This is a genomic window from Streptococcus sp. LMAG:39 (assembly GCF_008680485.1).
GTDB lineage: Bacteria > Bacillota > Bacilli > Lactobacillales > Streptococcaceae > Streptococcus > Streptococcus pasteurianus.
Genome location: NZ_NALE01000001.1, coordinates 36178 through 59408, shown reverse-complemented (window position 1 = coordinate 59408; position 23231 = coordinate 36178). Strand labels below are relative to the sequence as shown.

Genomic DNA, 23231 nt, shown 5'->3' with positions numbered 1-23231 from the left:
TTATCAAGAATTGCTATTGAAATTATAAAATCTATGGTAAATTTTAGACCAAAGCTGTAAGTCATGATATAATGATATAAATATGAGGAGTGTGCGTATGATTAAAATATTATTAGTAGAAGACGATTTGAGTTTATCTAATTCCATTTTTGATTTTTTAGACGATTTTGCTGATGTAATGCAAGTGTTTGATGGCGAGGAAGGTTTGTATGAAGCAGAGAGTGGTGTATATGACCTTATTCTACTTGACCTAATGTTACCTGAGAAAGATGGCTTCCAGGTTCTAAAAGAATTACGAGAAAAGTCTGTATCAACACCTGTACTTATTATGACTGCGAAAGAAAGCCTCGACGATAAAGGACATGGATTTGAGTTGGGAGCTGATGATTATTTAACTAAACCCTTTTACCTTGAGGAATTAAAAATGCGTATCCAAGCTCTTTTGAAACGTTCTGGTAAGTTTAGTGATAATAATTTGTCTTATGGAGAGCTAACTGTTACTACTTCTACTAATACAACAACTATTAATGGTAAAGAAGTGGAAATGCTTGGTAAAGAATTTGACTTGTTGGTTTATTTCTTACAAAATCAAAATGTTATTTTACCAAAATCACAAATTTTTGATCGTATTTGGGGCTTTGATAGTGATACAACGATTTCGGTTGTTGAGGTTTACGTTTCAAAAATTCGAAAAAAACTTAAAGGCACTACTTTTGCTAAAAACCTTCAGACCCTACGGAGTGTAGGTTATATTCTGAAAAATGCTGAATAAATTACAGAAAAAATTATCATCAGGGACATTTTCACATTTCTTTCATTTCTTTGCTGTCTTTACAGGGATTTTTGTCATCATGACAGTGATTATTTTGCAGATTATGCGTTATGGACTTTATTCCTCTGTTGATACGAGTTTGCAAAATGCAGCAGACAATGCTGATGATTATGTCGCGCGAACTATGGAACGTAGTGATACTTTGCAATCGGACGATTCTTCTACGGACGCTTTTTCAGGAGGAACAGGTAGTTCTGGGAAAGCGAAACCTAGTACCGGCGGAGTTGGTCTAAGCAACGTTAGCGTTCTTCTTTATGATGAAGACGGTAAAATTTTAAATGCTTTGGATGCTTTTGTTCAATTTGGAACCTTATCGACAACTTTTGATGAAGATAGTGTCGGTGAAATCAAAGAACAGAAGATTACGACCATTTTTGGTCAAACCGAGAAATATCATGTGTTGGCTGTAAAAGTGAGTAGTAGCGAGTATCCTAGTATAAAATACGCTACTTTCCTTGTTAGTGTTCGTCAGTTAGATGAAGCTAACGAACGATACGTGACAATTACGATTACTGTTATGGTTATTTTCTGGATTATTTCGGTCGTAGCAAGTGTTTATCTTGCCAATTGGACAAGAAAACCAATTATGGAAAGCTATGAAAAACAAAAATCCTTTGTCGAAAATGCTAGTCATGAGTTGCGTACACCGCTTGCTGTTTTGCAGAATCGTTTAGAAAGTCTCTTTAGGCGACCTGATGCTACAATTTTGGACAATAGTGAAAGTATTGCTGCCAGTCTAGACGAAGTTCGAAATATGCGAATTCTGACCACAAATCTGTTAAATTTAGCACGTCGTGACGATGGTTTGAAAGTTGAGTTAGAGGATATTCAACCAGCAACTTTCAATGAAATCTTTGAAAATTACGATATGATTGCTGAAGAAAATGGCAAGACGTTTATCGGACATAATTTGGCAGAGCGACCAATCAAATCAGACCGTACATTGTTAAAACAACTGATGACTATCTTATTTGATAATGCCATAAAATACACCGACGATGATGGTGTCATTGAATTTACTGTTAAAACAACAGATAAACAAACAATTCTGACAGTTGCTGATAACGGCCCAGGGATTAGCGACGCTGATAAAGTTAAGATTTTTGACCGTTTTTATCGTGTGGATAAAGCACGGACACGTCAAAAAGGCGGTTTTGGTCTAGGATTGTCACTTGCTAAGCAAATTGTTGATGTTTTAAAAGGCGATATTCAAGTCAAAGATAACCAACCAAAAGGAACTATTTTTGAAGTTCGTTTTAATCGTCATTAATAAAAAATATAAAGGAAGCTGATAAATTCTCAGCTTCCTTTTTGTTATCTCTAATTTACCAGAAAAAACTATTTTCGAAAAAGAAAAAAACTCCATTTGGAGTTTTCATTGGATATTAGTTAGCCAATTTAGCAGCAAGACGTGCTTTATCGCGGCTAGCTTTGTTTTTGTGAATCAACCCTTTTGATTCAGCTTTATCGATGCTAGAAGAAGCAGCGCGGAAAAGCTCTTCAGATGGGTTAGCTTCGAATGCTTTGATAGCAGAACGCATAGCTGATTTTTGTGCTGAGTTCTTTTCGTTTTGTTTAACGTTAAGTTCAGCGCGTTTGATAGCTGATTTAATATTTGCCAATGTTTTCACCTCCAAATTAATCTAACTACATTATTATATAGAAATTATTGACTTTTGGCAAGTATTAATCACTCTTTCAAAAAAATTACTTATTTTTTCAAATAAATACTATCGATTTTATGATCCACAGTCTTGTGTAAAATTAATTCAGCACGGTTTCGCGTTGGTTCAATGTATTTTTCAAGATTGACTAAATTGATTGTTTTCCAAGTGTTCTTAGCTAAAGCTAAGGCTTCGCTTTTCGACATGTCAACAAAACGGTGATAATAGTTGTTTTTGTCTGCTTTTGCCAATTCTAATAAACTTTCAAAACGTTCCAAATACCATTTTTCGATATTATCATTTTCTGCGTCAATATAAATTGAAAAATCAAAATACCCTGTCATGTACAATCGTTTATTCTTCTGGTTTTGAAAAACGTTGATTCCTTCGACAATCAGAAAATCAGGGGTATCAATCGTTTGTTTTTGGTCAGGAATGATGTCATAAATTTCATGCGAATAAATAGGAATCTCAGCCATCATGCCGTTTTTGACGGTATCAAGGAAATTTAGCAGAAGTTCCATGTTATAACTTTCGGGAAAACCTTTGCGGTCAAGTATATTTCGCTCAATTAAAACATCATTTGGATAAATGAATCCGTCAGTTGTTACCATTTCAACTTTGCTGTCTTTGAAAGTCCGTGATAGGAGAAGCTGCAAAAGGCGGCTAGTCGTTGATTTTCCAACAGCAACTGACCCGGAAATACCAATGATAAACGGGCGTTTACTTACTTCTTTTTTCAGAAAAATACTTTTTGAAAACGAAAGATTCTCTTGAGCATTTTTGTAAATCTGAATCAAGCTAATCAAAGGAAGATAAACCTCAACCACATCTTGAATGCTGATATTGTCGTTCAAACTTTTAATTGATTCCAATTCTTCGGCAGTTAGAAGCGGTTGTATCTTACGATGCAATTCTTGCCAAGTTTTTCGAGAAATATTATCAAAATTAATAAATTCGTTCGTCATACGAAGCTCCTTACAGAGAGGGATATGTGGTCTATTATAGCATTTTAATCCTTAATTGAAAACCGTTACAATTTATGTTAAAATGGAAAAGCATTCTAGGAGGAAATGGTAGAAATGACAAAGATGTATTATGCAGAAAATCCTGATAGCGCTCATGATATTCGTGAGTTGAAGGTTACTCTTTTGGGGCAGCCGTTCACATTTTTAACTGATTCAGGTGTTTTCTCTAAAAAAATGATTGATTATGGCAGCCAAGTGCTTTTGAATACGTTAGATTTTGAAAAAAGCAAAACACTTTTGGATTTAGGCTGCGGTTATGGTCCACTAGGTATTTCTTTAGCAAAAGTTCAAGGTGTTCAAGCGACTATGGTTGATATTAACAACCGAGCTATTGATTTGGCGCAAAAAAACGCTGAAAAAAACGGTGTTACAGCAAATATTTTTCAATCTAATATCTATGAAAAAGTAACTGGTACTTTTGATTATATTATTAGCAATCCTCCGATTCGTGCAGGAAAACAAGTTGTTCATACGATTATTGCTGATAGTATTAATTATCTTAAGGATGGCGGTCACCTAACAATTGTTATTCAAAAGAAACAAGGAGCACCGAGTGCTAAAGCGAAGATGGAAGAAATTTTCGGCAATGTTGATATCCTAAAACGTGATAAAGGGTATTATATTTTACGAAGCACAAAAACTGAATAAGTGAATAAAAAATCTTTATTAAATTGAGATGATAAATCTTGTTTAATAAGGATTTTTTATAGATTCCCATAATATCAATACTTGTGACAGATGTCAGTTTCGGCGGTATAATTATGCTTTGAAAAACCGCGATATGAAGCGTTTACAAAATGTAAAAATATTATTTCAAATGTTGTAAATTCCTTCCGTTAGGAGCAATTTCATCTCAAAAAGTTCAGAAATGCCGAATGTGACACATGACACAAATGTCATATATAAATCAAAAAACTTGCTGTAATAAGGCTTTCTTTGAAGATAGTGAATTATAAAATCATTTTAATATTTTTTCGGTTTTTGCCATTTTTACTATTTATTAAAAAATCGGCAAAAAGTACTTACATATTTTAAAAAAAATGGTAGAATAAAGAAAGTGTGATTATTAATCAATTGAAAAATTTTTTCGGAAGGAAGTAAAAATGGCTATTAATAGGTATATTGATCATACTTTATTAAAACCTGAAAGCACTCAAACTCAAATTGATAAGCTGATTGCAGAAGCAGTAGAGTATCAGTTTGCTAGCGTTTGTGTTAATCCAACTTGGGTATCGTATGCTGCTAAGGCTTTAAAAGGTACTGAAGTTAATGTTTGTACGGTTATTGGTTTTCCTCTTGGGGCAAACACTAGTAGTGTGAAAGCTTTTGAGACGAAAGATGCTGTTGCTAATGGTGCCGATGAGATCGATATGGTTATCAATATCGGTCAATTAAAATCAGGACAATATGATGCTGTTGAAGCTGATATTCGCGCTGTTGTAGAAGCAAGCGGTGATAAGTTAGTAAAAGTTATCATTGAAACTTGTCTTTTGACAGACGGCGAAAAAGTAAAAGCTTGCCAATTAGCGGTTGCAGCAGGTGCAGATTACGTTAAAACTTCAACTGGTTTTTCAACTGCAGGTGCAAATATCGCCGACGTGACATTGATGCGTAAGACTGTTGGACCAAATATCGGAGTGAAAGCCGCAGGCGGTACACGCTCATATGCAGATGCTGAAGCTTTTATTAAAGCAGGTGCAACACGAATTGGAACTTCTGCAGGTGTAGCGATTGTCAACGGTGAAACTGCTAATAGTAGTTACTAACATTAATAATATTTTTTACGTTATGAGATGGAAGAGAAAAGGGTGGACGGTCGTGATGACGGTCAAGTGGCTTATTACCACAGTCTATAAGGCTTGAAAAAGTCTTATTAAAAGTGTCATTGAGCCACTTGGCTTGATATATATTTAGCAACTGTGTTGCTTAGCTTATAAGTTTTTTAGGAGGTTTCATTTTCATGAACAAGAAAATTGTTGGTCTTGGACTTGCTGCAGTAGCAACATTAGCACTTGGTGCTTGTAGCCGTTCAAATTCATCTAGCTCTAGCTCCGATTCTAGCGTAAAAGCTGCTATTATAACGGATACGGGTGGTGTTGATGATAAATCATTTAACCAATCAGCTTGGGAAGGTTTACAAGCTTGGGGTAAAGAAAATGATTTAACAAAAGATACTGACTACACTTACTTCCAATCAGATAGTGAGTCAGACTATGCAACTAACCTTGATTCAGCTGTTTCAAACGGTTATAACTTGATTTTTGCTATTGGTTACAACCTTCATGATGCAGTTGAAGAAGCTGCCCCAGAAAACAAAGATGTGAACTATGTTATCGTTGACGATACTGTTTCTGATCAAGATAACGTTGAAAGTGTCTTGTTTGCTGATAACGAAGGTGCTTATCTTGCAGGTATCGCAGCTGCTATGCAAACAAAAACAAAACACGTTGGTTTTGTAGGTGGTGTTGAATCAGATACAATCACACGTTTTGAAACTGGTTTCAAAGCTGGTGTAGCATCAGTTGATAGCTCAATCAAAGTTGATGTTCAATACGTTGGTTCTTATTCAGACTCTGCCAAAGGTAAAACAGTCGCCGCTACTATGTATGCAGGCGGTGCAGATGTTATCTACCATGCCGCAGGTGGTTCTGGTACAGGTGTCTTCTCACAAGCCAAAGAAATTAATGAAAAATTAACAGCTGATAGCGACCAAAAAGTTTGGGTAATTGGTGTCGATCGTGACCAATCAGAAGAAGGTGACTACACATCATCTGATAATGTTGATTCTAACTTTGTTTTGACTTCTACAATTAAAGAAGTAGGACAAGTCGTTCAAGATATTTCTAACAAACAACTTAAAGGTGAAAAATTCAACGGAAACACAACAAAAACATACGGTCTTGCAGACGGTGGTGTTGATGTTGTCACAGATAACCTTTCTGATAGCATTAAAGAAGCGCTTGAAACTGCCAAACAAAAAATTATCGATGGTGAAATCACTGTTGATGATGGTTTGAGTGATTAAAAATTATCATTCTTGAAGGAAGCGACCAAATAGGTCGCCTTTTTTCAGGGCTGAGGGAAATAGCAATTTTACCTCAGTTAAGTTCATTAAAAAACTCTTTTTAGAGAATTTAGTGGGCTTAGTTGACCTAAAATTATTAATTATTAGACTGAAAGGATCACATATGACACAAGAAAAAGTCATTGAAATGCGTAAAATTACTAAAAAATTTGGTGATTTTGTAGCTAATGACCATATCAATTTAGAAGTCAAAAAAGGTGAAATCCATGCCCTTCTTGGGGAAAACGGTGCCGGGAAATCGACTTTGATGAATATGCTTGCCGGTCTTTTACAACCAACAAGCGGTGAAATTTTAGTGAAGGGAGAAGTTGCTCGTTTAGATTCACCTTCAAAATCAGCTAAAATGGGAATCGGAATGGTTCACCAGCACTTTATGTTGGTTGAAGCTTTTACAGTGGCTGAAAATATTATTTTAGGTAACGAGGTAACCAAAAAAGGTGGGATTCTTAATCTAAAAAAAGCAACTGAAGAAATCAAAGAGCTATCTGAAAGATACGGTCTAGCAGTTGATCCGTCAGCTAAAATTTCAGATATTACTGTTGGAGCACAACAACGTGTTGAAATTTTAAAAACACTTTATCGTGGTGCCGATATCATTATCTTTGACGAACCAACAGCTGTTTTAACACCTTCTGAAATCGCTGAATTACTTGATATTATGCGTAACTTGGTTAAAGAAGGAAAATCTATCATCTTAATCACGCATAAATTGGATGAAATTCGTGCCGTTGCTGACAGGGTCACAGTTATTCGTCACGGAAAATCTATTCAAACAGTACCAGTTGCTGATTCAACAAGTGAAGAATTAGCAGAGATGATGGTTGGACGTGCTGTCTCGTTTAAAACCGAAAAAATTCCTGCTAATCCAAAAGATGTTGTTCTTTCCGTTAAGGATTTAGTTGTTAACGAAAATCGTGGTGTTCCTGCGGTCAAAGAACTTTCTCTGGATGTCCGTGCAGGTGAGATTGTTGGTATTGCTGGTATCGATGGTAATGGGCAAAGTGAACTTGTTGAAGCAATCACTGGTCTTCGTAAGGTCGAATCAGGTAACGTCATCATTAAAGGCGTGGACATGACAAATGAACGCCCTCGTAAGATTACGGAGTTAGGCGTTGGTCATGTTCCTGAAGATCGTCATCGTGATGGTATGGTTCTAGATATGACAATTGCTGAGAATATCGCTCTTCAAACATACTATAAAGAACCATTTAGTAAACACGGTTTCATGAACTATAATAAATTAAACGAACACGCCCGTGAGTTGATGGCAGAATTTGATGTCCGCGCTGCTAGTGAATTGGTAGCAGGCGGTGCGCTTTCTGGTGGTAACCAACAAAAAGCAGTTATCGCTCGTGAAATTGATCGTAACCCAGATTTATTGATTGTTAGCCAACCAACACGTGGACTAGATGTTGGTGCGATTGAATACATTCGCAAACGTCTTGTCGCTGAGCGTGATAAAGGAAAAGCTGTACTCGTTATTAGTTTTGAATTAGATGAAATCCTTGATGTTTCCGACCGTATTGCCGTTATTCATGATGGTAAAATTCAAGGTATCTTAGACGCTGCCCAAACCAATAAACAAGAACTTGGTATTTTAATGGCTGGCGGAAAAGTGAAAAAGGAGGATGCTAATGTCTAAGAAAACACAAAAATGGGCTGTTCCTTTAATTGCCGTTGTTCTCGGTATGTTATTAGGGGCAATCCTCATGCTTTGCTTTGGTTATAATCCTCTTTGGGGGTATAACGACCTACTTTATACTGCATTTGGTTCTATTAAAAATATTGGTGAAATCTTCCGTGCTATGGGTCCGCTTATCTTAATCGCTCTTGGTTTCTCGGTTGCTTCAAAAGCTGGTTTCTTCAACGTTGGACTTCCGGGTCAAGCTTTAATCGGTTGGGTAATGTCAGTGTGGTTCGCACTTTCTTTCCCTGATTTACCAAAACCAATTTCAGTGATTTGTACTATTGTTGTTGGACTTGTTGCTGGTGGTATTGCTGGTGCAATTCCTGGTATTTTACGTGCATTCCTTGGAACAAGTGAAGTTATTGTCACAATTATGATGAACTATATCATCTTGTATTCAACACAGTACCTTATCCAAAATGTTTTTCCTGACAATATCATGCGTACAACAGAAGCAACTATCAAAGTTTCTGAAAATGCCTCTTATCAGACAGAATGGCTCTCAGCACTAACAAACAATTCACGTATGAATATTGGTATTTTCATCGCTTTTATCGCTGTTATTATCATCTGGTTTATGATGAAGAAAACAACACTTGGCTACGAAATCATATCTGTTGGTATTAACCCACATGCAGCAGAATACGCTGGTATGTCTGCTAAACGCCTAATTATCATTTCAATGATTATCTCAGGAGCACTTGCTGGTCTTGGTGGAACAGTAGAAGGTCTAGGAACATTTGAAAATGTTTATTCTCAAACAAGTTCATTAAGCATTGGTTGGGATGGTATGGCGGTTTCGCTTCTTGCGGTTAATAATGCTATTGGTATTCCATTTGCTGCGTTCTTGTATGCTGTTCTTTCAATTGGTAAAACAGGTATGATTGGTATTCCGTCAGAAGTTATTGATGTTGTTTCTGCTTTCATTATTTTCTTCGTTGGAGCAGATTATATGATCCGTCATTTTCTTAAAACTAAAAAAATAGAAGGAGGAAAGTAAAATGAGTTTTACAACAATGTTAGCCCTATTAGTTTCTTCCATGTTAATCTATTCTGCACCTTTAATTTTTACTAGTATCGGCGGAACTTTCTCTGAACGTGCCGGTGTTGTAAATGTGGGACTTGAAGGTATTATGGTCATGGGGGCATTTTCTGGTGTTCTCTTTAACCTTAGCTTTTCAGAGGTTTTCGGCAATGCTACACCATGGGTTGCCTCAATCGTTGCTGGATTCGTCGGTTTGCTTTACTCACTAATCCACGCTGTCGCAACAATTAATTTTCGAGCAGACCACGTTGTTTCTGGGACTGTATTGAATTTGATTGCCCCTTCATTTGCAGTCTTTCTATGTCGTTACCTTTTTGGTAAAGGACAGACGGATACCATCTCAGAGACATTCGGACGTTTTTCATTCCCAATTTTGAAAGATATCCCAGTTATTGGACAAATTTTCTTTAACAATACATCATTAGTTGCCTACGTTGCAATTTTAGTATCGTTTATTTCATGGTTTATCATTTTCAAAACACGTTTTGGACTTCGCTTGCGTTCTGTTGGTGAACATCCACAAGCTGCTGATACGCTTGGAATCAATGTCTATCTTATGCGTTATGCTGGAGTTATGATTTCAGGTTTCTTTGGTGGTATCGGAGGTGCTGTTTACGCGCAAACAATCTCTAATAACTTTGCGGTCACAACAATTGCTGGTCCAGGTTTCATTGCTTTGGCTGCTATGATTTTTGGTCGTTGGAATCCAATCGGTGCAATGCTTTCGAGTTTGTTCTTTGGTTTGTCACAGTCACTTGCGATTATCGGTGCACAATTGCCACTCTTCTCAAGTATTCCATCTGTTTACCTAAAGGTAGCACCATACGTTTTGACAATTGTTGTTTTGGCTGCCTTCTTTGGTAAAGCAGTAGCACCTAAGGCTGATGGTGTTAACTATATTAAATCTAAATAAAGTAAAAATAAGCTGGTAAAACCAGCTTATTTCGGCTTCTTATCAATCGTAATGAGTGTCATAAGCTCTAGCGAGAACAGATATTGTTCTCGCTTTTTTGATGTTTAAAGCGAGGTAAATGCGTTTTTTAAAGTTATTAAAGTGCCTATAACCAAAAGCATTGCGTTTAATATCTTTGATGAGCTTGTGGGTTGCTTCAAGTTTGGCGTTAGTAATGTATTTCTTATGGTGAATGAAAGTTGTTAGTGCTGTTTTAAAAGAGTAGTTGTGTTGAGGTAAGGTTTCCTCAATTAATCCAAAGAATTGTTCGGTATTCTTTTCTTGTAAGTGGAAAAGAAGTAATTGATAAAGGATGTAGTAATTTTTTAGTTGTGGAACGTGTTGAATCAACACTCTACACTAGACAGAAATTATAAAGTGCTCTACATTAAAGAAAATAGGCAAATACCATGTCTAGAAAAATTCGCCGTCATTTCACAGATAACTTGAATTGCTTACACAATTCTTCACTGCGAGCAAGGGTGGTAATATCAGCACTAGTCTTTAGCATCCAAAGGGATTCGTCCAACTATGTCACGCAAGGGAAATAGCCCGGACAACGGCATGATGGAGTCCTTCTTTGACAGCTTAAAGTACAGTTATGAAAAGTCTTTTAAGTCGCTGGATAATCTGGAGGAACAAGCAACTCCAGATTATATTTTTATAACAACAATAAACGTATTAAGGCCAAACTCAACTTTGTACAATATAGAACTAAATCCTTATCAAAATTAATAGTCCGACTTTTGGGATGTAGTTCATTCAAAAGCCATCTTATTTTTTATAATCAAATTATTTGTAAGCGTTTTATAAATATGGTATATTAATCATGTTAAATTTAATTAGTTAGAGGTTATTTTCTATGAGTAAAATTGTTGTTATTGGAGCAAATCATGCTGGTACAGCTTGCATAAAGACAATGTTAACCAATTATGGTACTGAAAATGAAGTAGTTGTTTTTGACCAAAATTCAAATATTTCATTTCTCGGTTGTGGTATGGCATTATGGATTGGTGAACAAATCGCTGGACCTGAAGGATTATTCTATTCAGACAAGGATGAATTAGAACAACTTGGCGCTAAGGTTTATATGAATTCTCCTGTGGAATCGATTGATTATGATAAAAAAGAAATCACAGCACTTGTTGATGGGCAAAAACATTTTGAAACATATGATAAATTGATTTTTGCAACAGGCTCACAGCCAATCATCCCACCAATTAAGGGTGTTAGCATGAAAGAAGACTCGCTTGAATTTGAATCAAAACTCGAAAATGTTCAATTTGTTAAACTTTACCAAAATGCTGAAGATGTCATCGAGAAATTGAAAGAGAAAGATATTTCTCGTGTAGCTGTTGTAGGAGCAGGTTATATCGGTGTTGAGTTGGCAGAGGCTTTCCAACGCAAAGGAAAAGAAGTAACGCTTATTGACGTTGCAGAGACTTGTTTAGCTGGGTATTATGACCGCGATTTGAGTGATGCAATGGCAAATAATTTGCAAGAACATGGCATTCATTTAGCATTTGGAGAAGCTGTGCAGGAAATTGTTGGTAAAACAAAAGTGGAAAAAATCATTACTGATAAATCAGAATACGATGTCGATATGGTTATTCTAGCAGTTGGTTTCCGTCCTAATACAGCATTGGCTCAAGATAAAATTAAATTGTTCCCAAATGGAGCCTTTTTAGTTGATAAATACCAAGAAACAAGTATGTCTGGTGTCTATGCTATCGGGGATTGTGCTACGATTTATAACAATGCGACACAATCAACAGACTATATCGCCCTTGCTTCAAACGCTGTCCGTACAGGGATTGTTGCCGCACACAACGCTTGCGGTCATAAGTTAGAAGGAGCAGGTGTTCAAGGTTCAAATGGTATTTCAATTTATGGATTGAATATGGTTTCGACAGGATTGACTTTAGAAAAGGCAAAAGCCAAAGGTTTCGATGCTCTTGAAGTCGAGTATGTAGATAATCAAAAGCCGGAATTTATTCAAAAAGATAATTTTCAAGTTACTCTAAAAATTGTTTATGATAAAACATCACGTGTCATTCTTGGTGCACAAATAATGGCGAAAAAAGACATTTCAATGGGGATTCACTTGTTCTCACTTGCTATCCAAGAACAAGTGACGATTGATAAACTTGCTTTAACAGACTTATTCTTCCTACCGCATTTCAACAAACCATACAATTATATTACAATGGCAGCGTTAAATGCGAAATAAGTGGAGTACAAAAAAGCTATCCTGATTCAGGATAGCTTTTAGTGTGCTAAAAACTAAAATTAGTTTTTAGCTGCAGAAGCAAATTCTTCTTTAGAGAAAGCTTCGTCGATGATAGCTTTCAATTCTTTAGCAGAAGCTTCCATTTTTTGTTGTTCAGCGTCATTCAAAGGAATATTAACTGGACGAACGATACCATGAGCACCAACGATAGCTGGTTGACCGATGTAGCAGTCAGTTACGCCAGGGTATTGACCTTCTTGGAATACAGAAAGTGGAAGAACTGCATTTTCGTCATTAAGGATTGCTTTAGTGATACGAGCAAGCGCAACAGCGATACCATAGAATGTAGCACCTTTTTTGTTGATGATTGAGTAAGCAGCATCACGAACACCTTCGAAAAGTTCAACCAATTCAGCTTCGTTAACGTTTTGAACATCTTTTAGGTAGTTTTCAAGGTTTACACCTGCAACGTTAGCGTGTGACCAAACTGCAAACTCTGAGTCACCGTGTTCACCCATGATGTATGCGTGAACTGAACGTGCATCAACATCAAGTTTTTCAGCCAATGCTTGACGGAAACGAGCTGAGTCAAGTGAAGTACCTGAACCAATAACGCGTTCTTTAGGGAAGCCAGAGAATTTCCATGTAGAGTAAGTCAAAACGTCAACTGGGTTAGCAGCGACTAAGAAAATTCCGTTGAAACCAGATTTAACAACTTCAGTTACGATTGATTTGTTGATAGCAAGGTTTTTACCAACAAGGTCAAGACGAGTTTCACCTGGTTTTTGAGGTGCACCAGCAGTGATAACAACAAGGTCAGCATCTGCACAGTCTTCGTATTTAGCAGCATAGATTTTTTTAGGTGAAGTGAAAGCAAGAGCGTGGCTAAGGTCTTCAGCATCCCCAACAGCTTTGTCGAACAATTGTGGGATTTCGATGATACCAAGTTCTTGTGCGATTCCTTGGTTTACAAGTGCGAATGCGTAAGATGAACCTACGGCACCGTCACCAACAAGGATAACTTTTTTGTGTTGTTTAGTTGCAGTCATTTATCTAAACATCTCCTTAATTTTTTTAGGGACTCTCGCCCATACGATAATATTTTAACACGTTAAGTAAGATATGTCACGAACTAAATTGTAAAAACTTTGAAAAAAACAAGAAAGCAAGTGATTCTGGCGAAAAAGCGCTATTTTTGCCAAAAATGTGGTATAATGAAGTAGAGTTTTACACTAGAAAAGGAGTGTTTTTCCTTAATGCAGGATAAGAATTTAATTGACGTAAATCTGACTTCAGAAATGAAGACAAGCTTTATTGATTACGCCATGTCTGTTATTGTCGCTCGTGCGCTTCCGGATGTACGCGATGGATTAAAACCAGTTCATCGTCGTATTTTATATGGAATGAATGAGCTCGGTGTGACACCAGACAAACCTCATAAGAAATCTGCGCGTATCACTGGGGATGTTATGGGTAAATATCACCCACATGGCGATTCGTCTATTTATGAAGCCATGGTTCGTATGGCACAGTGGTGGAGCTATCGTCATATGCTTGTTGATGGGCACGGGAACTTCGGTTCTATGGATGGTGACGGTGCTGCTGCTCAGCGTTATACAGAAGCACGCATGAGCAAAATTGCTCTTGAAATGCTTCGTGATATTAACAAAAATACCGTTGACTTTCAAGATAACTACGATGGTAGTGAGCGCGAGCCGCTTGTTTTGCCGTCACGTTTTCCAAACTTGCTTGTTAATGGCGCTACAGGGATTGCTGTTGGTATGGCAACGAATATCCCACCGCACAACTTAGGAGAGTCTATTGATGCCGTCAAGCTGGTTATGGATAACCCTGACGTAACAACACGTGAACTAATGGAAGTCTTGCCTGGTCCTGACTTTCCAACAGGTGCACTTGTTATGGGAAAATCTGGTATTCGTAAAGCTTACGAAACAGGTAAAGGATCAATCGTTTTACGTTCTCGCACTGAAATTGAAACAACTAAGAGTGGACGCGAACGTATCGTTGTCACAGAATTCCCATACGGTGTTAACAAGACGAAAGTACATGAACACATTGTTCGCTTAGCGCAAGAAAAACGTATTGAAGGAATTACAGCTGTTCGTGATGAATCAAGCCGTGAAGGTATTCGTTTCGTCATCGAAGTACGCCGCGATGCTTCAGCAAATGTTATCTTAAATAACTTGTTTAAATTAACCAGTTTACAAACAAACTTTAGCTTTAATATGCTCGCTATTGAAAATGGTGTACCAAAGATTCTTTCTTTAAAACAAATCATTGTTGATTATATTGAACATCAAAAAGAAGTTATTGTTCGTCGTACAGAATTTGATAAAGCTAAGGCTGAAAAACGCGCTCACATCTTAGAAGGGTTGCTGGTTGCACTTGATCACCTTGATGAGGTTATCAGCATTATCCGAAACAGTGAAACAGATGTGATTGCCCAAGGTGAATTGATGAGCCGTTTTGATTTGTCTGAACGTCAAAGCCAAGCTATCCTTGATATGCGTCTTCGTCGTTTGACAGGTTTGGAACGTGAAAAAATCCAAGCTGAATATGATGATTTGCTTGCTTTAATTGCTGATTTAGCTGATATTTTAGCAAAACCAGAACGTGTTGTCGCGATCATCAAAGAAGAAATGGATGACATCAAGCGTAAGTATGCTGACCCACGTCGTACAGAATTGATGGTTGGGGAAGTTCTTTCTCTTGAAGACGAAGACTTGATTGAAGAAGAAGACGTTCTTATTACTCTTTCAAATAAAGGGTATATTAAACGTTTGGCGCAAGATGAATTCCGTGCCCAAAAACGTGGTGGACGTGGTGTTCAAGGTACTGGTGTTAATGATGATGATTTTGTTCGTGAATTGGTATCCACAAGTACCCACGACCATGTTTATTTTATGACAAACAAAGGTCGCGTTTATCGCTTGAAAGCTTATGAAATCCCAGAATATGGACGTACAGCCAAAGGATTGCCAATTGTTAACCTTTTGAAATTAGATGAAGGTGAAATCGTTCAGACAATCATTAGTCAGTCTGGGCATGATGACAAAGAAAGTTATCTTTTCTTCGTTACGCGTCAAGGTGTTGTTAAACGTACCCTAGAATCTGAATTTAGCAATATTCGCCAAAATGGACTAAAAGCCCTTAATCTTAAAGATGGTGATGAATTAATCAACGTTATCAGAACAAATGGTAACAACGATATTATTATCGGTACTAAAACTGGTTACAGCGTTCGTTTCAATGAGTCTGCCGTGCGTAGCATGAGCCGTTCTGCTACAGGTGTTCGTGGTGTCAATCTTCGTGAAGGTGATGAAGTGGTCGGAGCTTCACGTATTTCAGATGACCAAGAAGTACTTGTTATTACGGAAAAAGGTTACGGAAAACGTACATTAGCTTCAGAATACCCAACCAAAGGTCGTGGTGGTAAAGGTATTAAGACTGCAAATATTACTGAAAAGAATGGCCAGTTAGCAGGCTTAGCAACCGTGAATGGCGATGAAGATATTATGGTTATTACTGACACAGGGGTTATTATTCGTACAAATGTTGCTAGTATCTCACAAACAGGTCGTGCCACATTAGGTGTAAAAATCATGAAACTTGACCAAGACGCTAAACTTATGACGTTTGCACTTGTTGAGCCAGAAGAAGAGGAAGAAAAAACTGGAGAAGACCTAGAGTAATATGGTAAAAAAAGAGAAAAAAACATATCGGTTCTGGAACACTCTTAGATTGTTTTTATGTTTGCTTTTATTGGTTGTTGGCATAGCTTTGATTTTTCACAAATCTATTTGTAATTTTTTGATTGGTCAAGAGTCAAATCATTATCAAATCACTAAAGTTTCTAAAAAGAAAATCAAGGAAAATGAGAGTGCTGATGTTACTTATGATTTTTCATCAGTAGAACCCGTTTCCACTCAATCTGTTTTAAAAGCTCAGGCAAATAGTGCTAATCTGCCCGTTATTGGTGGCATAGCAGTGCCAGATGTTGGTATTAATTTGCCAATTTTTAAAGGACTAGGAAATACAGAATTATCCTATGGAGCTGGAACAATGAAAGAAAACCAAGTCATGGGTGGTGAAAATAATTACGCTCTAGCTAGTCATCACGTATTTGGCTTGGTTGGTTCTTCCAAAATGCTTTTTTCTCCTCTAGAAAACGCAAAAGTGGGAATGAAAATTTATTTAACAGATAAATCAACCATTTACACTTATGTGATTACAGAGGTTGAATCAGTTACCCCAGATCGTTCAGAGGTTATCAACGACGTTCCTGGACAATCTCAAGTGACACTTGTTACTTGCATGGACCAAGAAGCAACTGAACGTATTGTCGTTAAAGGAAACCTTGAATCTTCCGTGGCTTATAACGAGGCATCAGATGATATTCTTGAAGCATTTGAGTATTCCTATAATCAAATGACATTTTAAGGTAAAAGTTGGGACAACCCCAGCTTTTATTTCTTGTTAAGGAGAAAATAATGAAATTAAATGCAGTTCACCATGTCGCACTCATTGTCTCTGACTATGAAAAATCACGTGATTTTTACGTCAATAAACTAGGTTTTGAGATTATTCGTGAAAATCATAGACCAGAGCGCCACGATTACAAACTTGATTTAAAATGTGGAACGATTGAATTAGAGATTTTTGGAAATAAGCTTAGTGATCCATATTATGTTGCACCGCCAAAACGTGTTGGGCAACCTAAGTATCATATGGAGGCTTGTGGGCTACGTCATTTGGCTTTTTATGTTAATGATGTTGACGCTTACAAAGCTGAGTTGGAAAGCAAGGGAATTTATGTTCAACCTGTTCGCTATGATGATTATACAGGTAAGAAAATGACCTTCTTTTTCGACCCGGATGGTTTGCCACTAGAATTACATGAGTAGTTTAGCGTGAAATAAAACAGTTTTTTCAGACTGAATTCTCAATAAATGGTATAATAAGGTCTCTAAGAGAAAGGAAAATGATTAAGATGAAATTTAAAAAGACATTGATGACTTGTGCTTTAGCAGCTTTATCTATTATCACTGTTAACAGCGTTCAAGCATCAAGTAACTCTGTTCAGGATGTTATTGATGAAACTTATGTTCAACCCGACTATGTTTTAGGATACTCTTTGTCAGATGACCAACGCTCACAAACGCTAGCTTTGTTAGGGTATGACAGTTCAAAGGATACAAGTGTTAAGACCATTACAACAAGTGCCTATGCTAATATTATGAACGTTGCAGACGATTCTAGCTTGCAATTGTATTCATCTGTTAAAATTCAAAAATTAGGTTCTTCAGAAACATTGACGGTTAATATTGTCACACCAGAGAATATTACAAAAGTTACCGAAGATATGTATCGAAATGCAGCTGTTACATTAGGAATTGAGCATGCAGCTATTACAGTAGCTTCGCCAATCGCTGTTACAGGTGAGTCAGCGTTAGCTGGAATTTATTATTCTTTAGAAGAAAATGGTGTTGATGTTTCTGATGAAAGCAAAGAATTAGCTCAAGAAGAGTTAGAAGCTCTATCGACTATCAATTCTGAGAATCAAGGAACAGACGGTTATGATGCTGACAAGTTGAACGTTGCCTTAACCGACATTAAATCAGCCGTTGCAGATGCTGGTGATGGCGTTTCAAAAGAAGATGTTCGTAAAATCGTTGAAGAAACCCTTGATAATTATGAGCTAAAAGATGTTTTGTCAAGTGACCAAATTACCTTGATTGTTAACTTTGCTTTTAACCTTTCAAAATCAAGTATCATTGATAGCAGTAGTTTTAAATCGACACTTGCCTCTTTGAAAGATAGCATTGTTTCAAATGCAAGTTCAACATTTAAAGGAATTAATCTTAATTTTGATGCCACAAACGCTTTGGAATCAAGCAAAGGCTTCCTAGCGAACATTTGGCAAGCAATTGTTAATTTCTTTAAAAATCTATTTAACTAAGCTGTAAATTTATGATTTTCCTCGCTTTGAAAAGCGGGGATTTTTAATACTCATTTTTTTCAAACTTTTTCCTAAAATAAGGTTGACTTTCTGATAGGTAAGTTGTAAAATTGCGTTTACACAAGTCGGAATTATCTGAATATTTAAAAATATTTAGGAAGAGGTCTGTTTTATGACTGAAAATATAGAACAACAATCGAATTGGCGAACTAAGCAAAAAGCGCTTCAGCAGCTTACATTGCTCAATCTATCAATATGTACGATTCTGTTCTTGGCGAATGGTCTCGTTTCTTGATTACGCTTATTGCTTTCCTATGTATTTTCGGAACGGTTATCACAGTTATTGACGGATATTCACTTGCGAATAACGAAGCGCTCCGTTTACTTCTTGACAAAAAGGAAGCTTCTCAAAAAGTACTTTATGGTTGGATGACATTGACAGCAGTTATTGGATTGGTCATTGTTTATCTTTTTGCTGGTAATATTGCAACAATGCTTCGTTTTGCAATGATTGCATCATTCATCACAACGCCATTCTTTGCTTATCTTAATTATTCATTAGTAAATAACAAAGAACATCAAGTTAAACCTCGACTTAAAAGGTTATCAATCATCGGTCTTATTTATCTATTTGGTTTTGCTTTATTCTTTATCATCGCATGGCTAACTGGTAACATCTAACCTTGGTTCTATAGCTATTTATATATTTGACTACCTCATAATAATGGGGGACTTTTTATTTTAAAATCAATATAATTCTTTATTAAATAAGTAAAAAAACAACTCCTTCTATCATGAGGAGTTGTTTTGATATTAATCAATCAATCATTATTTAACGAAATTGTTGATTTCTTTTTCGATATTAGTAATTTTAGCTTCTGCATCAGCTAAGTCTGTACCAACTGTAGCGATATAGAATTTGATTTTTGGTTCAGTACCTGAAGGGCGAACGGCAATCCAAGAATCGTCTGCAAGTGTGTATTTCAATACATTGCTTGGTGGAGTTGTCAATTTTTCAACGCCGTTTGCGCTTGTGGCTGTTTGAGTCAAGAAGTCTTCAGTTTTTACAATATCAGTTGTGTTGAATTGTGCAGGGGCATTGTCACGGAATTTATCCATAATTTTCTTGATTTCAGCAGCTCCATCAACACCGCTAAGCGTAACTGAGATTGTTTTTTCCGCGAAGTACCCGTATTCTTTGTAGATTTCTTCAATACCGTCAGCCAATGTCAAACCACGTGAGCGATAGTAAGCTGCAATTTCAGCAACGGTAAGAACAGCTTGAACAGCATCTTTATCACGTACGAACGGTTTAATAAGGTAACCGAAGCTTTCTTCGAAACCAAACATGTAAGTGTGGTTATGTTTTTCTTCAAATTCTTGAATTTTTTCAGCGATAAATTTGAAACCAGTCAAGACATTAAACATTGTAGCGCCGTAGCTTTCAGCAATTTTTGTTACCAATTCAGTTGAAACGATTGATTTTGCCAAAGCTGCATTTTCTGGAAGAGTTCCAGCTGTTTTGTGAGCTTCAAGAATGTATTTAGCGATAATGGCACCGATTTGGTTACCAGAAAGGTTACGGTATGAACCGTCTGCTTGACGAATTTCAACGCCGAGACGGTCAGCATCTGGGTCAGTTGCGACAAGAACATCAGCGTCAACTTTACGACCAAGTTCTTCAGCAAGAGCAAAAGCTTCTTGGTTTTCTGGATTTGGAGATTTTACAGTAGAGAAATCTGGGTCTGGAACAGCTTGAGCTTCAACAACTTGAACTGAATCAAAACCAGCTTGAGCAAGTGCGCGACGAGCAAGCATTTCACCAGTACCATGAAGTGGTGTGTAAACAATCTTCATGTCTTTACCGTATTCATCAATCAATTTTTGGTTGATGTTAACATCTTTGACTTCTTTAAGGTATTCAGCATCGACAGCTTCACCGATAACTTCGATAAGACCAGAAGCCTTGCTTTCTTCAAGGTCAGCCAATTCGATAGCAAATGGATCTTCGATAGCACGGATAAAGTCAGTCAAAGCGTCAGCGTCAGCTGGTGGCATTTGTCCACCGTCTTCACCATAAACTTTATAACCGTTAAATGGAGCTGGGTTGTGACTAGCAGTTACCATGATACCTGCAAATGTGCCAAGATGACGAACTGCAAATGACAATTCTGGTGTTGGACGAAGTGATTCAAAGACATAAGTTTTAATACCATGTTTTGCTAAAACTTGAGCAGATTCAAATGCGAATTCTGGTGAGAAGTGGCGAGAATCGTAAGCAATCGCAACACCACGTTTTTTAACGTCTTCACCTTTAGTTTCGATGAGTTTTGCCAAACCTTCAGTTGCTTGGCGGACAACGTAGATGTTAATGCGGTTAGTACCAGCACCAATGATACCACGCATGCCTGCAGTACCAAACTCAAGATTTGTATAGAAGGCGTCTTCTTTGGTTTTCTCATCCATGGCTACCAATTCTTCGCGGAGATAGTCGGGTAGTTCCGCAAAGTCAAGCCATTTTTGATAGTTTTCAGTATAAGTCATAATGGAACTCCTTTTTCTGTTCTTCTAAACGCTTTCATTATACCACTTTGTAAAAGATTTTTCTAGTCCTAATTTGAGATAAGTGAATATATTGATATATAAGGGTTTTGAGGAATTTTTTGAAGATTACGCAAACGGTTGTTTAACTCTTGAAAACACTTGAAAATTTTACTAGCTTTAAGTAAAAAATCACGAGCTTTTTAGCCCATGATTTTCAACATTAATTTTTAATTTTTTGTAAACTTGGAACAAGTGCAAGTGTTAAAATGGCAGAAATAATCATTTCAGCGATAGCATTTGTTCCAAAAACAATAGCAAGCAGAGCTTGGATATTTCCGTTATAAACGTTTGAGAAGAGTAGGAAAATGCCTCCCAAAACGAAAATGGTATTTGTCATCGAACCAATCGCACCAGCGATAACAAGTCCAGTTCTATTATGTAGCCATTTATAAACAAAATAAGGTGTTATACCGATTAGAATACGTGGAACAAGAGCAATGATTAGCGAAGCAAAATTCCCGTTTTCAACGAATGGAGAAAAGAGATAACTTGTTGGTAACAATGTCAGAGTGTTTACGGTAACACTCATAATCCCCATTAATCCACCTAGGATAGCGCCAATTCGTGGTCCATAGACAATAGAAGCGATAATAACTGGAACATGCACGAGCGTAGGCTTGATTGGAACAGGCCAAAGGTTAAACACTAAGCTTGTTAGAAAATTTATCACAAGCATAATAGCAAAGAAGATAGCAATAATAGCAACATCGGTTGCTGCTTTATTTTTTTTCATAATTCCTCCTAAATGGACTGAAAAATGTAGCATTTGAAATTTTTAGTTTTCCAAATGCCCAATTCATTATACCAATTTACAGCTGTCTCGACAAGTGTCGATTTTGATTTTTAGTTCTCAATGGTGTCTTGAATTTTTTGAATGATAGCGTCTAATTCAGCAAGAGCACCACGTCCAACATCACCGCAGGCAAGCATGCTTGAACGCGGTTCAATTTCTTGATAACCGACTTCTTGCAAGATTTGTAAATTGCGTTGCGTTAGTGGATTGTCATACATCTTGGTATTCATAGCTGGCGCAATCAATTTGGGAGTATCTGTCGGCAAAGCTAGCGCAGTTGCTGTAACAATATTATCTGCGATACCATGAGCTAATTTAGCGATTGTATTAGCAGAAGCAGGAGCAACTACGAATAAGTCGGCTTGTTTTGCTAGTTCAATATGATTAACAACTTTTGGGTCGTCTTCTTTCATAACATCAAGATGAACAGGATTTTTTGATAAAACTTGCAATGTTAGTGGCGCTATAAATTGCGTTGCAGCCTCAGTCATTAAAATGTGCACTTGATACCCTAATTTGGTTAACTGATTGCTTAAATCAGCTGCTTTGTAGGCAGAAATGCTCCCTGAAACAGCCAGTACGATTGTTTTAGTCATGATTTGTCACCCTTTCAAAAATTAATTTAGCCAACTCAGCTTTTGTTTCGGCTTCGGTTACGTCGTTTTCACTGAGCAAATAAGCGTGGTGCTGTGTCCCATTGATTTCATTTAAATCATTGGCGACGATATAGTGTGCTTTATTTTTCTTCAAACTAGCACGCGCCACCGCAAACAATTCATCCTTGCTGACGTTAACCAACAATTTAAAGCCAATCAGCATGATATCAGGATTCCATGTTTTGACCAAGCTGATGACTTTAGGCGTTTTCTTTAAAAAGAGCACTTGATAGTCTGCTTTAGATGAAATTTTTGATTCGGTATTTTGCTGTGTCAGCAAATCGGAAATATGCTCGGCATTTTCAATCTCATCTAAATCAGTCATATAGAGAGGAGTGTAATCAGACACAGCCATGCTATGAATAAAAACATCATGTGTCTTAACAAGTGGCTCTAAAGTTTCAACCAAACTATCAACATTTGAGACGATATAGGTTGTCAAATATGGTTGTTTTTGAGGTTTGACAGCTTCTTTGGTCGTTACTAAAGTCACCTCGTGTCCATTTTGTAAAAATATTTCTGCAATGTATTTTCCTAAACTTCCTGTTGCGTGATTAGTAATACCACGAACAGAATCGATTTTTTCGGTTGTTCCACCAGATGTGATTAAGATTTTCATAGATTTATTGTACACAAAAACATTTTTTTCGTAAATTGATTAATACAAAAATCAAG

General features: G+C 36.9%; 20 protein-coding genes and 3 pseudogenes. 15 read left to right on the top strand and 8 right to left on the bottom strand.

Features of this window, described 5'->3' with window-relative positions; genetic code table 11:
- Positions 1-97 precede the first annotated feature (97 nt).
- Entirely contained in the window at positions 98-772 is a 675-nt protein-coding gene (locus CCC20_RS00280) for a response regulator transcription factor (protein ID WP_013851854.1), read from the top strand.
- Positions 762-2102, top strand: coding sequence for a sensor histidine kinase (locus CCC20_RS00275; RefSeq protein WP_003064880.1), 1341 nt, complete (start codon positions 762-764; stop codon positions 2100-2102). The genes CCC20_RS00280 and CCC20_RS00275 overlap by 11 nt, the downstream gene beginning before the upstream one ends.
- A gap of 115 nt (positions 2103-2217) precedes the next feature.
- Here the strand turns inward: CCC20_RS00275 and rpsT are convergent, their stop codons facing one another.
- On the bottom strand, positions 2218-2469 hold the full coding sequence (gene rpsT / locus CCC20_RS00270) for a 30S ribosomal protein S20 (RefSeq protein WP_003064878.1): 252 nt from the start codon (positions 2467-2469) through the stop codon (positions 2218-2220).
- Positions 2470-2543: 74 nt separating this feature from the next.
- Positions 2544-3464: a type I pantothenate kinase gene (gene coaA / locus CCC20_RS00265; RefSeq protein WP_048791039.1), complete on the bottom strand. Its 921-nt coding sequence runs from the start codon at positions 3462-3464 to the stop codon at positions 2544-2546.
- 114 nt (positions 3465-3578) lie between these two features.
- Between coaA and CCC20_RS00260 the strand changes: the two genes are divergently transcribed.
- The 6 genes from CCC20_RS00260 to CCC20_RS00235 all read left to right on the top strand — a co-directional run bounded on the left by CCC20_RS00260 (position 3579) and on the right by CCC20_RS00235 (position 10254).
- Positions 3579-4172, top strand: a complete 594-nt coding sequence (locus CCC20_RS00260; RefSeq protein ID WP_058692317.1) for a class I SAM-dependent methyltransferase — start codon at positions 3579-3581, stop codon at positions 4170-4172.
- 455 nt (positions 4173-4627) lie between these two features.
- Positions 4628-5290 carry a deoxyribose-phosphate aldolase gene (deoC, locus tag CCC20_RS00255; protein ID WP_013851852.1) on the top strand — a complete coding sequence of 221 codons (663 nt, stop codon included), beginning with the start codon at positions 4628-4630 and terminating at the stop codon, positions 5288-5290.
- Positions 5291-5484: 194 nt separating this feature from the next.
- On the top strand, positions 5485-6549 hold the full coding sequence (locus CCC20_RS00250) for a BMP family lipoprotein (RefSeq protein WP_003064867.1): 1065 nt from the start codon (positions 5485-5487) through the stop codon (positions 6547-6549).
- A gap of 163 nt (positions 6550-6712) precedes the next feature.
- On the top strand, positions 6713-8251 hold the full coding sequence (locus tag CCC20_RS00245) for an ABC transporter ATP-binding protein (RefSeq protein WP_041973424.1): 1539 nt from the start codon (positions 6713-6715) through the stop codon (positions 8249-8251).
- Positions 8244-9296 (top strand): ABC transporter permease, encoded by a 1053-nt coding sequence (locus CCC20_RS00240; protein ID WP_058692293.1) that lies wholly within the window; start codon positions 8244-8246, stop codon positions 9294-9296. Before CCC20_RS00245 ends, CCC20_RS00240 begins: the two co-directional genes overlap by 8 nt.
- Position 9297: 1 nt before the next feature.
- Positions 9298-10254: an ABC transporter permease gene (locus CCC20_RS00235; protein WP_003064861.1), complete on the top strand. Its 957-nt coding sequence runs from the start codon at positions 9298-9300 to the stop codon at positions 10252-10254.
- Positions 10255-10296: 42 nt separating this feature from the next.
- On the opposite strand, the pseudogene CCC20_RS00230 reads toward CCC20_RS00235, so the two are convergent.
- Positions 10297-10632, bottom strand: a pseudogene (locus CCC20_RS00230) (transposase); the annotation flags it as partial.
- 120 nt (positions 10633-10752) lie between these two features.
- Here CCC20_RS00230 and CCC20_RS00225 point away from each other — a divergent pair.
- Positions 10753-11015: pseudogene (locus tag CCC20_RS00225) on the top strand (IS3 family transposase); the annotation flags it as partial.
- A gap of 140 nt (positions 11016-11155) precedes the next feature.
- Complete coding sequence (gene nox, locus CCC20_RS00220; protein WP_048791194.1) at positions 11156-12523, top strand: H2O-forming NADH oxidase; 1368 nt, start codon at positions 11156-11158, stop codon at positions 12521-12523.
- Between the two features lie 59 nt (positions 12524-12582).
- On the opposite strand, the gene CCC20_RS00215 is transcribed toward nox, so the two are convergent.
- Positions 12583-13572, bottom strand: coding sequence for an L-lactate dehydrogenase (locus CCC20_RS00215; RefSeq protein WP_003064856.1), 990 nt, complete (start codon positions 13570-13572; stop codon positions 12583-12585).
- A 207-nt stretch (positions 13573-13779) separates the two neighbouring features.
- Here CCC20_RS00215 and gyrA point away from each other — a divergent pair, with 207 nt between their 5' ends.
- The 5 genes and pseudogenes from gyrA to CCC20_RS00190 form a co-directional block, all read left to right on the top strand.
- Positions 13780-16236 carry a DNA gyrase subunit A gene (gene gyrA, locus CCC20_RS00210; RefSeq protein ID WP_003064854.1) on the top strand — a complete coding sequence of 819 codons (2457 nt, stop codon included), beginning with the start codon at positions 13780-13782 and terminating at the stop codon, positions 16234-16236.
- A gap of 1 nt (position 16237) precedes the next feature.
- Positions 16238-16984 carry a class A sortase gene (locus tag CCC20_RS00205; RefSeq protein ID WP_003064852.1) on the top strand — a complete coding sequence of 249 codons (747 nt, stop codon included), beginning with the start codon at positions 16238-16240 and terminating at the stop codon, positions 16982-16984.
- Positions 16985-17034: 50 nt separating this feature from the next.
- The gene (gene gloA2 / locus CCC20_RS00200) at positions 17035-17448 is read left to right on the top strand and encodes an SMU1112c/YaeR family gloxylase I-like metalloprotein (RefSeq protein ID WP_013851848.1); all 414 of its coding nucleotides are present in this window, start codon (positions 17035-17037) and stop codon (positions 17446-17448) included.
- A 107-nt stretch (positions 17449-17555) separates the two neighbouring features.
- Positions 17556-18503, top strand: coding sequence for a DUF1002 domain-containing protein (locus tag CCC20_RS00195; protein WP_370695859.1), 948 nt, complete (start codon positions 17556-17558; stop codon positions 18501-18503).
- 216 nt (positions 18504-18719) lie between these two features.
- Positions 18720-19184: pseudogene (locus tag CCC20_RS00190) on the top strand (divalent metal cation transporter); the annotation flags it as partial.
- 147 nt (positions 19185-19331) lie between these two features.
- Here CCC20_RS00190 and CCC20_RS00185 read toward each other — a convergent pair.
- From CCC20_RS00185 to CCC20_RS00170, 4 genes are all read right to left on the bottom strand, one after another.
- On the bottom strand, positions 19332-21047 hold the full coding sequence (locus CCC20_RS00185; protein ID WP_117479556.1) for a phospho-sugar mutase: 1716 nt from the start codon (positions 21045-21047) through the stop codon (positions 19332-19334).
- Positions 21048-21267: 220 nt separating this feature from the next.
- Complete coding sequence (locus CCC20_RS00180) at positions 21268-21840, bottom strand: ECF transporter S component (RefSeq protein WP_013851845.1); 573 nt, start codon at positions 21838-21840, stop codon at positions 21268-21270.
- Positions 21841-21950: 110 nt separating this feature from the next.
- Positions 21951-22496, bottom strand: a complete 546-nt coding sequence (gene coaC, locus CCC20_RS00175) for a phosphopantothenoylcysteine decarboxylase (protein WP_117479554.1) — start codon at positions 22494-22496, stop codon at positions 21951-21953.
- A complete protein-coding gene (locus CCC20_RS00170; protein WP_117567106.1) occupies positions 22489-23175 on the bottom strand; it encodes a phosphopantothenate--cysteine ligase in 687 nt (228 codons plus the stop codon). The genes coaC and CCC20_RS00170 overlap by 8 nt, the downstream gene beginning before the upstream one ends.
- Positions 23176-23231 lie beyond the last annotated feature (56 nt).